The 13,402-nt window shown below is 71.4% G+C and carries 12 protein-coding genes; 6 read left to right on the top strand and 6 right to left on the bottom strand.

Annotated features, from left to right (window positions below):
• Nucleotides 1-52: 52 nt before the first annotated feature.
• Both folB and tsaD read right to left on the bottom strand, forming a co-directional pair.
• Nucleotides 53-412 carry a dihydroneopterin aldolase gene (gene folB / locus AB3X10_RS02755; protein ID WP_369978856.1) on the bottom strand — a complete coding sequence of 120 codons (360 nt, stop codon included), beginning with the start codon at nucleotides 410-412 and terminating at the stop codon, nucleotides 53-55.
• Nucleotides 413-507: 95 nt separating this feature from the next.
• Entirely contained in the window at nucleotides 508-1,587 is a 1,080-nt protein-coding gene (gene tsaD / locus AB3X10_RS02750; protein WP_369978854.1) for a tRNA (adenosine(37)-N6)-threonylcarbamoyltransferase complex transferase subunit TsaD, read from the bottom strand.
• Nucleotides 1,588-1,708: 121 nt separating this feature from the next.
• Here tsaD and rpsU point away from each other — a divergent pair, with 121 nt between their 5' ends.
• The 6 genes from rpsU to AB3X10_RS02720 all read left to right on the top strand — a co-directional run bounded on the left by rpsU (nucleotide 1,709) and on the right by AB3X10_RS02720 (nucleotide 8,745).
• Nucleotides 1,709-1,924, top strand: coding sequence for a 30S ribosomal protein S21 (gene rpsU, locus AB3X10_RS02745; protein WP_003465342.1), 216 nt, complete (start codon nucleotides 1,709-1,711; stop codon nucleotides 1,922-1,924).
• Nucleotides 1,925-2,217: 293 nt separating this feature from the next.
• Entirely contained in the window at nucleotides 2,218-2,664 is a 447-nt protein-coding gene (locus tag AB3X10_RS02740) for a GatB/YqeY domain-containing protein (protein WP_369978852.1), read from the top strand.
• Nucleotides 2,665-2,795: 131 nt separating this feature from the next.
• On the top strand, nucleotides 2,796-3,710 hold the full coding sequence (locus AB3X10_RS02735; protein ID WP_369978850.1) for a YihY/virulence factor BrkB family protein: 915 nt from the start codon (nucleotides 2,796-2,798) through the stop codon (nucleotides 3,708-3,710).
• A gap of 76 nt (nucleotides 3,711-3,786) precedes the next feature.
• Entirely contained in the window at nucleotides 3,787-5,523 is a 1,737-nt protein-coding gene (gene dnaG, locus AB3X10_RS02730; protein WP_369978848.1) for a DNA primase, read from the top strand.
• A gap of 297 nt (nucleotides 5,524-5,820) precedes the next feature.
• Nucleotides 5,821-6,804 carry a bile acid:sodium symporter family protein gene (locus AB3X10_RS02725; RefSeq protein ID WP_369978847.1) on the top strand — a complete coding sequence of 328 codons (984 nt, stop codon included), beginning with the start codon at nucleotides 5,821-5,823 and terminating at the stop codon, nucleotides 6,802-6,804.
• A 354-nt stretch (nucleotides 6,805-7,158) separates the two neighbouring features.
• Nucleotides 7,159-8,745, top strand: coding sequence for a thioredoxin family protein (locus tag AB3X10_RS02720; RefSeq protein WP_369978846.1), 1,587 nt, complete (start codon nucleotides 7,159-7,161; stop codon nucleotides 8,743-8,745).
• A 184-nt stretch (nucleotides 8,746-8,929) separates the two neighbouring features.
• Here AB3X10_RS02720 and AB3X10_RS02715 read toward each other — a convergent pair whose 3' ends face one another.
• The 4 genes from AB3X10_RS02715 to AB3X10_RS02700 form a co-directional block, all read right to left on the bottom strand.
• The gene (locus AB3X10_RS02715) at nucleotides 8,930-10,666 is read right to left on the bottom strand and encodes a methyl-accepting chemotaxis protein (RefSeq protein WP_369978845.1); all 1,737 of its coding nucleotides are present in this window, start codon (nucleotides 10,664-10,666) and stop codon (nucleotides 8,930-8,932) included.
• A gap of 87 nt (nucleotides 10,667-10,753) precedes the next feature.
• Nucleotides 10,754-11,647 carry a heme o synthase gene (gene cyoE / locus AB3X10_RS02710; protein WP_369978844.1) on the bottom strand — a complete coding sequence of 298 codons (894 nt, stop codon included), beginning with the start codon at nucleotides 11,645-11,647 and terminating at the stop codon, nucleotides 10,754-10,756.
• Nucleotides 11,644-12,807: a COX15/CtaA family protein gene (locus AB3X10_RS02705; protein WP_369981616.1), complete on the bottom strand. Its 1,164-nt coding sequence runs from the start codon at nucleotides 12,805-12,807 to the stop codon at nucleotides 11,644-11,646. The genes cyoE and AB3X10_RS02705 overlap by 4 nt, the downstream gene beginning before the upstream one ends.
• Nucleotides 12,808-12,818: 11 nt before the next feature.
• On the bottom strand, nucleotides 12,819-13,394 hold the full coding sequence (locus AB3X10_RS02700; protein ID WP_369978842.1) for a hypothetical protein: 576 nt from the start codon (nucleotides 13,392-13,394) through the stop codon (nucleotides 12,819-12,821).
• Between the last annotated feature and the right edge of the window lie 8 nt (nucleotides 13,395-13,402).

Genomic DNA, 13,402 nt, shown 5'->3' with positions numbered 1-13,402 from the left:
GCCCGGAACCGGAATGAGCGTCAAGCGGCTGCGACGCCGCGGCGGAACGCGCTCAGCCGGCGTCGCGGCTGCGTTCGATGATCACGCCCACCGCCTGCGCGCCGCGCACCGCACCCGGCTTGCTCAGCTTCAGGCGCAGCCAGCGCACGTCGAACTCGGCCAGCACCGCGGCCGCGCAGCGCTCGGCCAGCGTCTCCACCAGGCCGAAATCGGACTGCTCGACCAGTTCCACCAGGCGCTTGCTGACCGCCTTGTAGTTGAGCGTATCGGCGATGTCGTCGCTGGCCGCCGGCACGCGGTTGTCGAAGCCCATCTCCAGATCGAAGCGCAGCGTCTGCCGAATGCGCCGCTCCCAATCGTAGATGCCGATCAGCGCGTCGATCTCTAGACCTTCTATGAAGACTTTATCCATTGGGGGCCGGGATTCGGGATTGGGGATTCGGGAATGGTAAGAGCAAAGGCAAAAGCAGGGGCGAAAGCAGAGGCCGGCGCCGCATGGAGCCGCTGCTACGAATCCCCAATCCCCAATCCCGAATCCCGCGCTGCCGCCAACGGCGGCAGCGCCGCCATGTCCCAGCGCGGCGTCACCCGCACCGCCGCGTCGCTGGACTGGCCGGCCTGCAGGCGCAGCGCGCCGGCGAAGGCGATCATCGCGCCGTTGTCGGTGCACAGCGCCGGGCGCGGGAAGCAGGCGCGGCCGCCGCGCGCCTGCGCCATCGCCTGCAGCCTGGTGCGCAGGCGCAGGTTGGCGCCGACGCCGCCGGCGACCACGATGGTGTCGCTGCCCGCCGCCTGCAGCGCGCGCTCGCACTTGATCGCCAGCGTCTCCACCACCGCGTCCTCGAAACCGCGGGCGATGTCGGCGCGCGTGCCCTCGCTCTGGTCGCTGCCGCGCCAGGCCAGCAGCACCTGGGTCTTGAGCCCGGAAAAACTGAAGTCCAGCCCGGGGCGGTCGGTCATCGGCCGCGCGAAGCGGAACCGCCCCGGCGTGCCCTGCGCGGCCAGCGCCGCCAGCTGCGGGCCGCCCGGGTACGGCAGGCCCATCATCTTGGCGGTCTTGTCGAAGGCCTCGCCGGCGGCGTCGTCCAGGGTCTCGCCGAGCAGCCGGTACTGGCCGATCGCCTCCACCGCGATCAGCTGGGTATGCCCGCCGGACACCAGCAGCGCCACGAACGGCGGCGCCGGCACGCCGTGCACCGGATCCGGATCCTCCATCAGCGGCACCAGCAGGTGGCCTTCCATGTGGTGGACGCCGATCGCCGGCACCTCCAGCGCCCAGGCCAGCGCGCGGGCGACGCCGGCGCCGACCAGCAAGGCGCCGACCAGGCCCGGGCCGGCCGTATAGGCCACCCCGTCCAGGTCGCGCACGCCCAGCCCGGCCTCGGCCAGGGTCTGGCGGATCAGCGGCAACAGCTTGCGCACGTGGTCGCGGCTGGCCAGTTCCGGCACCACCCCGCCGTATTCGGCGTGCAGCGCGATCTGGCTGTACAGCCCGTGCGCGCGCAGCGCGGCCGCGCCGGACAGGGCGGTGTCGTAGACGGCGACGCCGGTTTCGTCGCAGCTGGATTCGATGCCGAGGACTCTCATGGCTGCCATTGTGGGGCCGAATCGGCGGCAGGCAAACGCCCCGCTTGCAGCCAGGAAATCAGTCGCTATAATGTGCGGCTCGCCGGGCGTGACCCGGTCACCATTGTGTCCCGGAGATTCCATGCCCAGCGTCAAAGTCCGCGAGAACGAGCCCTTCGAGTTTGCGCTCCGTCGCTTCAAGCGCACCTGCGAAAAGGCCGGCGTGCTGGCCGAAACCCGCAAGCGCGAGTTCTACGAAAAGCCGACCCAGGAACGCAAGCGCAAGGCCGCAGCCGCGGTGAAGCGCCAGCTGCGCCGGACGTCTCGCGACGTCACCAAGCGCCAGCGTCTGTACTGAGGATCGCGGTTTGCGGTAGCGGGTTGTGCCGGTTTCGGCATCCGCTACGGTAAGCCCACGAAGCCGGCACGCGCAAGCGTCGCCGGCTTTTTGTGTGGCCGCGGGTCAGGCCCTGGCCAGCTGCGCGTCGCCGCGCACCCGCCCCATCCGCAGCGGGCCGGCGGCCGCCCCGGCACCCCCGCCACCTGTCCCCAGGCCGGCCTCGGCGCGCCGCCGCCCGCGTCCCACCCGGACCGCCGCGGCGCGGCGCCTAGAATGACCACCCCTTTCTTCCCTTTCCCCTGGAGCCCCTCATGACCCTCAAGCAGCAGCTCACCGACGACATGAAGGCCGCGATGAAGGCCCGCGACACGCACAACCTGGGCGTGATCCGGCTGATCAACGCCGCGATCAAGCAGAAGGAAGTGGACGAGCGCGTGGAACTGGACGACGCCGCGGTGCTGGCGGTGATGGACAAGATGGTCAAGCAGCGCAAGGACTCGGTGAGCCAGTACGAAGCCGCCAACCGCGAGGACCTGGCGGCGATCGAGCGCGAGGAGATCGTGGTGATCGAGCGCTACCTGCCGGCCAAGCTCGGCGAGGCCGAGATCGTCGCCGCGATCCAGGCCGCGATCGCGCAGACCGGCGCCAGCGGCCCGGCCGACATGGGCAAGCTGATGGGCGCGCTGAAGCCGGCGCTGGCCGGCAAGGCCGACATGGGCCTGGTCTCGACGCTGGTCAAGCAGCAGCTGGCCGGCTGATCCGCGCGGCGGGTTTTTCACCCGCCTTTCGGCCGCCGGCTGCTACAACGCCGGCGAGCCTGCGGCACCTTTCGCGCACACGCAGGCCCGGCATCGCGATGCCGCGCCCGTCGGAAGGCCATTGCCGCCCCATGTCCCTGCCGTTGTCGAGTGCACGCCTGCACAAACACCTGGACCGCCTGCAGCAGAGCCTGCCGGCGGCGCTGCTGCGGCGCTTCGTCGAGATCGACGTGATGACCCAGGCCGCCTCGCTGTCGTTCTACGCGCTGCTGTCGCTGGCGCCGCTGCTGGTGCTGCTGCTGTGGCTGACCGCCTCGCTGTACCCGCAGGCGCAGCAGGCCTTCATCGAGCAGATCGGGCAACTGGCGGGACACGGCGCGCGCGAAGTGGCGCAGACCATCATCGACAACGCCAAGAACCAGCCCAACGTCGGCTCGCTGGCCGGGCTGTGGAGCACGCTGCTGCTGTTCGTCGGCGCCACCGCGGTGTTCGCGCAGCTGCAGAACGCGCTGAACCTGATCTTCCGCACCGACAAGCAGCGCCTGGAAGGCATCGTGGCGTGGCTGAAGAAGCGCGTGTTCTCGTTCGGCGTGGTGTTCGCGCTGGGCTTCCTGCTGCTGATCTCGATGATCCTGACCACGGTGCTGCAGGTCGCCTTCGCGCGCCTGCCGTCGCTGCTGCCGGCGGTGGGCTACGCCTCCACGCTGGCGATCTACATCCTGGCCTTCGCCGTGCTCTACCACTACCTGCCGGACCGGCGCGTGGAGTGGCGCCAGGCGGTGATCGGCGGCGCCATCACCGCCTGCCTGTTCGTGGCCGGGCGCTATGCGATCGGCCTGTACATCGCCACCGCCGCGCCGGGCAGCGCCTACGGCTCGATGGGCGCGCTGGTGATCCTGCTGGTGTGGATCTACTACGCCACGGTGGTGTTCTTCGTCGGCGCGCTGATCACCGCGGTGATCGACGAACGCCTGCGCTCGCGGCGCAAGCTGGCCGCGGCCGGGATCGACGCCAGCGCGATCGCCGCGGTTCCGCCGCAGCCCTAGCGCGCTCGACAACGCAACAACGGGTTTCGCGACGCGACCCGTGGCGGCGGCGCGGGCGCATGGCATCCTATCGCCCATGGCCCGCATCCCCGACGCATTCATCGACGACCTGCTCGCCCGCACCGACATCGTCGAGGTGGTCGGCACGCGCGTGCCGCTGAAGCGCCAGGGCAAGGAGTACGCGGCGCGCTGCCCGTTCCACGACGAGCGCTCGGCGTCGTTCACGGTGTCCCCGACCAAGCAGTTCTACCACTGCTTCGGCTGCGGCGCGCACGGCACCGCGATCAGCTTCCTGATGAACTACGACCGCCTGGAGTTCCTCGACGCGGTCGACGAACTGGCCAAGCGCGCCGGCATGGAAGTGCCGCGCGACGCGCAGCAGCGCGGCGCCGCGCAGGCCGCCGGCGACGACCATCGCGACCTGTACTCGGCGCTGGACGCGGCGACCAAGTTCTTCCAGCGCCAGCTCGAGTCCAGCGACAAGGCGCGCAGCTACCTCGACGGCCGCGGCGTGGACGCGGACAACCGCGCGCGCTTCCAGATCGGCTACGCGCCGGACGGCTACAGCGCGCTGAAGGACGCGCTGGGCACCGACGAGCGCCGCCACAAGCTGCTCGAGCGCGCCGGGCTGTTCTCCAAGAACGAGCGCGGCCACGTCTACGACAAGTTCCGCGACCGGGTCATGTTCCCGATCTTCGACCGCCGCGGCCGGGTCATTGCCTTCGGCGGCCGGGTCATGGACAAGGACGACGGCCCCAAGTACCTGAACTCGCCGGAGACCGCGCTGTTCCACAAGGGCCGCGAGCTGTACGGCCTGTGGCAGGTGCGCCAGGCCAACCAGAAGATCGAGCGACTGATCGTGGTCGAGGGCTACATGGACGTGGTCTCGCTGTTCCAGTTCGGCGTCACCCAGGCGGTGGCGACGCTGGGCACCGCGACCACCTCCGAACACGCCGAGCTGCTGTTCCGCAACGCGCCGGACGTGTTCTTCTGCTTCGACGGCGACGCCGCCGGCCGCCGCGCCGGCTGGAAGGCGCTGGAATCGGTGCTGCCGCGGATGAAGGACGGGCGCCAGGCGTTCTTCCTGTTCCTGCCCGACGGCGAGGACCCGGACAGCATCGTGCGCAAGGAAGGCGCCGACGGGTTCGCCGCGCGCCTGCAGCAGGCCACGCCGCTGTCGCAGTTCTTCTTCGACGAACTCTCGCGCGAGGTCAACCTGGCCACGCTCGACGGCAAGGCGCGGCTGGCCGAGCGCGCGCGGCCGATGCTGGCGCAGATCCCCGACGGCGCCTTCGGCGACCTGATGCGCCAGCGCCTGGCCGAGATCACCGGCATCGGCGGCCCCGCGCCCGCCGCCGCGCAGCCGGCCAAGCCGCCGCCGCGCGCGGCGCGGCCGACGCAGAAGCGCAGCCTGGTGCGCGAGGCGATCGTGCGCCTGCTGCACACGCCCGCGCTGGCGCTGGACCTGCCCCCGCCCTACCCGTTCGCCGGCCTGCGCCTGCCCGGCATCGAACTGATGATCGAGCTGCTGGAGATCGTGCACACGCGCCCGGACATCTCCACCGGCGCGCTGCTCGAGCACTTCCACGAACGCGAGGAACTGGCCGCGCTGCAGAAACTGGCGGTGCAGGAGATTCCCGGCGAAACCGCCAGCTGGCGCCAGGAGCTGCACGACGTGGTGGTGCAGCTGGAGCGGCAGACCCTGCAGCAGCGGCTGGAGGAACTGCAGGCCAAGCAGCGCGCGCAGGGCCTGGACGAGACCGACAAGTACGAACTGCGCGAGCTGTTGCGGCTGCGCCCCGGTGCGCGCTGACCCGATGCGTCGATGTGCGGCCAAGCTGCGTGCTGCGCTTGCGCGACCTGCGCGACCTGCGCGCCTACACGGCCGAGGCTGGTCGCGATTCGCGGTGCGCGCGTCCCGCCGTGCGATCGCGCGATGCACCGTTAGCGCGGATCGTGGCCTACGATGGCCTGTGCGCGACGCAACCGCATGCTCCCCTCACGCGATGAGCGCAGGCAATGCCGGCAACGGTGCAGCCGCGCGCGCACTGTCGCCATCGCTTTCGTGCCGCCGCTGCCGACGGCCCCCTTCGCCGAGATTCCATCCCCGATGAGCCTGCTGAAGAAACTCCGCATCGAACCCTTCACCCTGGCCCTGCTCGCGACCGTGCTGCTGGCCTCGCTGCTGCCGGTGCAAGGACAGGCGGCGGCGATCATGGACAACGTCACCGACATCGCCATCGCCGCACTGTTCTTCCTGCACGGCGCGCGCCTGTCGCGCGAGGCGATCGTCGCCGGCGCGCTGCACTGGCGCCTGCACCTGACCATCCTCGCCGCCACCTTCGTGCTGTTCCCGCTGCTGGGGCTGCTGCTCAAGCCGCTGTCGCACTGGCTGCTGACCCCGGAGCTGTACATCGGCGTGCTGTTCCTGTGCGCGCTGCCGTCCACGGTGCAGTCGTCGATCGCGTTCACCTCGATGGCCGGCGGCAACGTGCCGGCGGCGGTGTGCAGCGCATCGCTGTCGAGCCTGCTCGGGGTGTTCCTGACGCCGCTGCTGATGGGCCTGCTGGCCGGCGCGCAGAGCGCGATGGCCAACCCGCTGGAGGCGATGGGCAAGATCATGCTGCAGCTGCTGGTGCCGTTCGTCGCCGGCCACCTGCTGCGGCCCTGGGTCGGCGCCTGGGTCGAGCGGCGCCGCGCGGTGCTGCGCTACACCGACCAGGGCGTGATCCTGCTGGTGGTATACACCGCCTTCAGCGCCGCGGTGATCGAGGGCCTGTGGCGCAAGACGCCGTTGCCGGCGCTGCTCGGCGTGGCGGTGGTGGCCGCGCTGCTGCTGGCGCTGGCGATGGGGCTGATCACCTTCGCCGCGCGGCGGCTGGGCTTCGGCCGCCAGGACGAGATCCCGATCGTGTTCTGCGGCTCCAAGAAGAGCCTGGCCACCGGCGTGCCGATGGCCAAGGTGCTGTTCGCCAGCGGCAGCCTGGGCGCGATCGTGCTGCCGGTGATGATCTACCACCAGATCCAGCTGATCGTCTGCGCCTTCGTCGCGCAGCGCTATGCGCGCGATGCGAAGACCGCGCAGCGCGGCTAGCGCATTCCGCCTCGGGTCCTTGCCGCCGGCGAGGTCCGCCGCCAATGCCGGCTGTCGCGATGGCGCTCCCGGCAAGGCCCGTCGCGGCTGCGGTCCTCCCCCCGACAGGCTGCCTGTGACGAAAAAGCTCAAGCACTCAGTGGGCGCCTCGCGGCGACACGGCATGCCGGCGCGATGGCCCGCCGCGCAGCCGCAGCCCCGCCCCGGCCGCCGCCGCTGAATCGCGGCATATGCAGATGCGCAACCGGCATGTCCGCCGGATACCCGCAGCGGCCGCCGCTAGGTAGAGTGCGCGATTGGCGCCGTGGCCTGCACGGCATGCGCCGCCTCCCCTCCCCGCCCGGTGACCGACGCATGAGCCGCACGCTCCGCCTTTCCGTGATGACGTCCGCCAGCCTTGCCGCCCTGCTGGCACTGGGCGGCTGCGACAAGCCGCCCGCTCCGGCCAAGCCGCAGGCCGCCGCACCGGCCAAGGCGCCGGACAGCGCCGGCATCGCCTGGCGCGAGGGCGACGTCGACGACGCCTTCGCCGAAGCGCGCGAGCAGAACAAGCCGGTGCTGCTGTACTGGGGCGCGGCCTGGTGCCCGCCGTGCAACCGGCTCAAGGCCACCCTGTTCAAGGACCCGGCCTTCATCGCCCGCACCCGCGCCTTCGTCGCGGTGCACCTGGACGGCGATTCGCAGGGCGCGCAGGCCTGGGGCGAACGCTTCGGCATCAAGGGCTATCCGACCATCATCGTGCTGCGCCCGGACCGCAGCGAGGTCACCCGCCTGGCCGGCGACAGCGACACCACGCGCCTGGCCGAGGCGCTGCGCGTGGCCGCGACCCGCACCACCACCTCGGCGCAGTTGCTGCAGAAGGCGCTGCAGGCGCCGGCCACGCTCGACGCCGACGATTGGACCCTGCTCGGCGAGTACGGCTGGGCGGTGGACGCCAGCCAGCTGGTCAAGCCGGGAGAGGCCGCCGGCGTGCTCGCGCAACTGGCCGCCGCCGCGCCGCAACCGGCGCTGCAGCGCCGCTTCGCGCTGCAGGCGCTGGCCGCGCAGGATCCAGGCAAGGCCGGCGCCGCCGACGCCAAGCGCCGCGCCGCCAATCGCAGCCTGCTGCAGGCGGTGCTCGCCGATCCGGCCGAGGTGCGCGCCAACCGCAGCACGCTGACCTACGCAGCGCGCGAGCTGGTGCAGGCCGCGGCCGCCGACGCCGCCGAGCGCGGTACGCTGTCCGGCGCGTTGACCCATGCGCTGGACCAGGTCTACGCCGACAGCAGCCTGCCGATCAGCGATCGCCTGGACACCGCCGCCGCGGACATCGCGCTGGCGCGGCTGGCGCAAGGCCAGCCGGCCGATGCCGGCGACGGGCCGCATCCGCCGCTGCCGGCCGCGGTGGTCGCCAAGGTGCAGCAGCGCGTGCAGTGGGCCGAGCAGGCCGCCAAGACCGACTACGAACGCCAGTCCACGATCAGCACCGCCGCCGGCCTGCTCGACGACGCCGGCGACAGCGCCGGCGCCGAACAGTTGCTGCTGGCCGAGCTGGGGCGCAGCAAGACGCCGTACTACTACATGCCGGACCTGGCCGGCCTGGCCGAGGCGCGCGGCGACAAGCAGACCGCGCTGTACTGGCTGAAGAAGGCCTACGAGAGCGCCGAAGGCCCCGCCACCCGGGTGCAGTGGGGCGTGCTCTACGTCGACGGCCTGATCCGGCTGCAGCCGGACAACGCGGCCGCGATCGAGGCCGCCGCCGGCCAGGTCATCGGCGAGCTGGCCGGACAGCCCGGCGGCTACCACCAGCGCACACGGCAGCGCTTCGACACGCTGGCCAAGACCCTGCAGGGCTGGAGCAAGGGCCACGACGGCAACGCGGTGCTGGCGCGCCTGCAGCGCAAGATGCAGGAAAGCTGCGGCAGCCAGGACCGCGACAGCTGCCAGCATTGGCTGGGGTGAGGGCGCCAGCGCACGCGAGCGGCCGCGACAGGGCCAGGCTCGACCGCGCCGCTGCGCCCGCCGCAGTCCCGGCACGGGGCCTGCGCCGTCGCTGCGGCGCGCTTGTCCCGCGCCGCGCGTACGCGATCTGCCGCGCCTTTCGCTGGCGGCGCGCAAGACGCGCCGCGCCGTCGAGCGATTCCGGTCAGGCCGCCACGCGTGCCGGCGAAACCGGCTGACCGGCGTCGCTGCTGCCGGGGCGGCGTCCGCTGCCGGTATGCGCATTCAGGCCTTGCGCCTGGCCCTCCAGTCCGCGCGCGGCGTCGGCCATCTTCTCGACCAGCGCGGCGTTCTGCTGCGTGGCCGTGTCCATCTGCATCACGATCTGGTTGACCTGCCCGATCCCGGCGCTCTGTTCGCGGCTGGCGGCGGCGATCTCGGCCATGATCCGCTGCACTTCGCGCACCGCGCCGAGCAGTTCGTCCATCGTGGCGCCGGCCCGCGCCACCAGCGCCGAACCGCGCCCGACCTGTTCGTTGGAACTGGCGATCAGGCCGCGCACTTCCCTGGCGGCATCGGCGCAACGCTGGGCCAGGCTGCGCACCTCGGTGGCGACCACCGCGAAACCGCGGCCCTGTTCGCCGGCGCGGGCCGCTTCCACCGCCGCGTTCAGCGCCAGGATGTTGGTCTGGAAGGCGATGCCGTCGATGACGCTGATGATGTCGGCGATCTTGCGCGACGCGGTTTCGATGCCGGACATCGTGTCGACCACGTCGCTCACCACGGTACCGCCGCGTTGGGCCACGTCGCTGGCGCCGTCCACCAGTTGGTTGGCGTGGCCCACGTGGTCCACGTTGCGCTGCACGGTGCTGGTGATTTCCTCCATCGAGCTGGCGGCTTCCTCGAGTGCCGCCGCCTGCTGTTCGGTGCGCCGGGCCAGGTCGGTGTTGTCCTCCACCATCTCCGCCGCCGCCACCTGCAGCGCCCGCGCGGCCTCGCCGAGCTGGCGCGCAGCGTGGATGTCCAGCAGCGCGCCGACCGCGCGCAGCGGCGTGCCGTCGGCCGCGCGCTTGGTCAGCCCGCGCGCGCGGAACCAGCGGTACTGGCCGCTCTTCTGCTGCAGCCGGTACTCCACGTCGAAAGCGGTGCGGCCGCTGCGGTCGTTGAGATGGGCAGCGAAGGCGTTCAGCGCGTCCTGCTTGTCGTCCGGATGCAGGCGCGAGGCCCAGCTGTCGAGCACGTTCGGGAATTCCGCCTCGGAGGCGAAGCCGAGCAGCGTGCGGAACTGCGGCGACCACCAGAACTCGTTGGACGGGTTGATCGGATCGCCGGCGATCACGCTCATGTCCCACAGCCCGTCGTTGAGCATTTCCGCGCCGAGTTCGAAGCGGGTCAGGACCACGTCCAGGAACGCGGCGCGTTCGCGCCGTTCGGAGATGTCGGTGAGCGCGCCGGCCACCCGCAGCGGCGCGCCGTGGGCGTCGCGCTGGGTGGTGCCGAGCGCGCGGAACCAACGGTACTGCCCGTTCTTCAGCAGCAGCCGGTATTCCACGTCGTACGGGGTCAGGCCGCTGCGGTCGGCCAAGTGCGCGGCGAACGCCTCGAGCGTGGCCTGCTTGTCCTCCGGGTGCAGACGCGAGGCCCAGCTGTCGAGCACGTTCGGGAATTCCGCCTCGGAGGCGAAGCCGAGCAAGGCGCGGAACTGCGCCGACCACCAGAATTCGTTGGCCGGGTTGATCGGATCGCCGGCGATCACGCTCATGTCCCACAGCCCGTCGGTGGTGCCGGCGGTCACCAGGTCGAAACGGCCGCGCAGATAGTCCAGCCCGGCGCGCGCGCGCTCGGCCTCGGCGCGGGCGAGATCGCGCTCGGCCTCGGCCTGGCGCACGCGCTCGACCATGCCCTGAACTGCAGCCGCATCACGCTTGTTCCTTCCCCACATACACCCTCCAACGGCCGCGCCGCCAATAGTCGATCGGGTGGTAGCGACACGCGGAAGGGTTTCTTTAGCGGGGCGAACGGGGACGGTTCAGCTGATCCAGTGATCGACCAGCAGGAACGCGAACAGCGCCATCAGGTACACGATCGAGTAGCCGAACATGCGCATCGAGAACATCTCGTCCGGCGGGTCGAGCATGCGCCAGGCGTACCAGACGAACACCGCGTTCAGCACCAGCGCGCCGCCGAGGTAGAACACGCCGCTCATGCCCACCGCCGCCGGCAGCAGCGTCGCCACCACCAGCAGCAGCGTGTACACCAGGATCTGCTTGCGCGTATGCGCCACGCCGTGGGTGACCGGCAGCATCGGCACCGACGCCTTGGCGTAGTCGGCGCGGCGGAAGATCGCCAGCGCCCAGAAGTGCGGCGGCGTCCACACGAAGATGATCAGCACCAGCAGCGACGCGTAGGCCCAGTCCCACTGGCCCTGCATGCCGGTGATCGCGGCCCAGCCCAGCAGCGGCGGCGCCGCGCCGGCCAGGCCGCCGATGACGATGTTCTGCGGCGTGGTGCGCTTCAGGAACACGGTGTAGATCACCGCATAGCCGATCAGCGAGGCGAAGGTCAGCACCGCGGTGATGGTGTTGACCCAGATCACCAGGATCGCCATCGACAGCGCAGTCAGCGCCGTGGCGAACAGCAGCACCTGCCACGGCAGCACCTTGCCCACCACCAGCGGCCGCCACGAGGTGCGCGCCATCTGCGCGTCGATGCGCGCGTCCAGCAACTGGTTGATCGCCGCCGCGGCCGAGGCCGCCAGCCAGATGCCGAAGAAGCCGATCAGCCCGGTGCGCACCTGCAGCCAGGTCGGCGCACCGGGAATCGCCAGGCACATGCCGACCAGCGCGGTGAACACGATCAGCGCCACCACCTTGGGCTTGGTCAGGTCCCAGTAGTCGCGCCAGTGGATGCCCTTGGCGCTCATTGCGGCGCCCGCAGCCGCGCCAGCAACGACACCAGCACGAACAGCAGCGCCACCGCGCCGGCGTTGTGCAGCACCGCCACCGGCAACGGCAGCGCCAGCTTGACGTTGAGGATGCCGAGGCTGACCTGCGCGACCAGCAGCAGCACCAGCGCCGCCGCCCAGCCGCGCATACCCGGCGAGCGGCTCAACCGCCAGCCCAGCCACAGCAGGTAGGCCGCCACCAGCAGCGCCATCATCCGGTGCGCCATCTGGATCGCGATGCGCGCCGCGCCGTCGAGCACTCCGCCTTCGTAGTCCACGCCGATGCCGCGCCACAGGGTGAAGCCTTCGCGGAAATCGTGCGGCGGCCACCACTGGCTGACGCAGCGCGGGAAGTTGTCGGCCGACCAGCTGCCGCCGCCGCAGGCCAGCGCCGCGTAGTTGGCGCTGACCCAGCCGCCGAGCGCGATCTGCAGCGCCAGCACCGCCACGCCGATGCGCAGCAGCCACTTCAGCCGCGCCGCATCGGCCAGGGTGATCGGCAGGTGGGTGGCGCGCCAGGCCATCCAGACCAGCAGCGAGAACATCAGCAGGCCGCCGAGCAGATGCCCCATCACCACGATCGGCTTGAGCAGCAGGGTCACCGTCCACATGCCCAGCAACGCCTGGAAGATCACCACCGCCAGGGTCAGCACCGCCGCGCGCGCCAGGTCGGCATTGGACCAGCGCAGCGCCGCCAGCAGCAGGATCGCTTCCCCGGCGCCCGCCAGCGCCATCGCCAGCGTCGGCCAACCGGACATGTACAGCGGGATCGACAGCGCCACCAGCAGCGCGGCGCCGACGATCTGCGCGATGCCGAGCCGGCGCCGGCGCGCGGCCAGCAGCGACAGCACCAGCACTTCCACGCCCAGCGCCCCGGCCAGGAAGCGGTGCACCTGCTCGCGCCAGGCCTTGTGCGTCTCCAGCGGGCGGATCTTGCTGGCCGCGTGCGCGTTGGCCTCGGCGCTGCTCTGCGGCCAGGTCACCCGGCCGTAGCAGGTCGGCCAGTCCGGACAGCTCATCCCCGCGTCGGACAGGCGCACGAACGAACCGAACATGATCGTGCTGGCGGTGAACAGCGCCGCCAGCCAGGCCATGCGGTGGAAGTGCCGAAACAGCGCCGGTGGCGCGAACAGGTTCATAGGGGGACGGCTCACAGGAGTTTCAGCAGCTTCGACAGGTCGGCGCGCAGCCCGGCCGGGTCGAAGCCCGGCGCGTAGCGCAGCACCACGAAGCCGTTAGGATCGATCACGTAGACCGGCACCCCCGCCGCATCGTGCACGCGCGGCAGGCCGGCCAGCAGCGCCGCGTCGGCGCGCAGCACGCGCACCTGCGGCAGCGCGCGCGCCGCTGCCGGCGGCGTGCCGATCCACAGGATCTGCACGTGGTCGGCGTCGTGGCCGAACAGTTGCCAGACCTTGTCCAGGTCGCGCGCCAGCGCCTCGCAGGCGCTGGCGCAGTCGCTCGGCGGCGCCAGCGCGATGCGCCACAGCCGCTGCTGCGGTTGCCAGGCATAGACCTTGCCATCGTCCAGCCGCGGCTGCAGCGCGCGCAGGTCGGCCGGCGGCTGCAGCAGCTCGCCGTGGTTGCGGTTGCCCGGCGGCTGCCAGCCGGAGAAGCGCAAGGCGCCGGCGACCAGCATCGAGCCGAAGAACAGGGCGAACAGGGCGATCAACGTCCAGCGGCCGCGCGGGGCCGCCTGGCGCGGGGCCGGGGGGGAGGCATTCATGCCGGGGA

Origin of the sequence: Xanthomonas sp. DAR 80977, assembly GCF_041240605.1 — a bacterium.
Classification (GTDB): Bacteria; Pseudomonadota; Gammaproteobacteria; order Xanthomonadales; family Xanthomonadaceae; genus Xanthomonas_A; species Xanthomonas_A bundabergensis.
The sequence above is the reverse complement of the archived record's forward strand: the minus strand, read 5'-3'. Positions and strand labels throughout refer to the sequence as shown.

What these genes read in the sequence shown, in the direction of transcription:
- AB3X10_RS02705 (WP_369981616.1), bottom strand. Translation starts at nt 12,807, where the DNA reads ATGAACCTGTTCGCGCCACCGGCGCTGTTTCGGCACTTCCACCGCATG.
- AB3X10_RS02725 (WP_369978847.1), top strand. Translation starts at nt 5,821, where the DNA reads ATGAGCCTGCTGAAGAAACTCCGCATCGAACCCTTCACCCTGGCCCTG.
- cyoE (WP_369978844.1), bottom strand. Translation starts at nt 11,647, where the DNA reads ATGAGCGCCAAGGGCATCCACTGGCGCGACTACTGGGACCTGACCAAG.
- AB3X10_RS02715 (WP_369978845.1), bottom strand. Translation starts at nt 10,666, where the DNA reads ATGTGGGGAAGGAACAAGCGTGATGCGGCTGCAGTTCAGGGCATGGTC.
- folB (WP_369978856.1), bottom strand. Translation starts at nt 412, where the DNA reads ATGGATAAAGTCTTCATAGAAGGTCTAGAGATCGACGCGCTGATCGGC.
- AB3X10_RS02720 (WP_369978846.1), top strand. Translation starts at nt 7,159, where the DNA reads ATGAGCCGCACGCTCCGCCTTTCCGTGATGACGTCCGCCAGCCTTGCC.
- dnaG (WP_369978848.1), top strand. Translation starts at nt 3,787, where the DNA reads ATGGCCCGCATCCCCGACGCATTCATCGACGACCTGCTCGCCCGCACC.
- AB3X10_RS02700 (WP_369978842.1), bottom strand. Translation starts at nt 13,394, where the DNA reads ATGAATGCCTCCCCCCCGGCCCCGCGCCAGGCGGCCCCGCGCGGCCGC.
- tsaD (WP_369978854.1), bottom strand. Translation starts at nt 1,587, where the DNA reads ATGAGAGTCCTCGGCATCGAATCCAGCTGCGACGAAACCGGCGTCGCC.
- rpsU (WP_003465342.1), top strand. Translation starts at nt 1,709, where the DNA reads ATGCCCAGCGTCAAAGTCCGCGAGAACGAGCCCTTCGAGTTTGCGCTC.
- AB3X10_RS02735 (WP_369978850.1), top strand. Translation starts at nt 2,796, where the DNA reads ATGTCCCTGCCGTTGTCGAGTGCACGCCTGCACAAACACCTGGACCGC.
- AB3X10_RS02740 (WP_369978852.1), top strand. Translation starts at nt 2,218, where the DNA reads ATGACCCTCAAGCAGCAGCTCACCGACGACATGAAGGCCGCGATGAAG.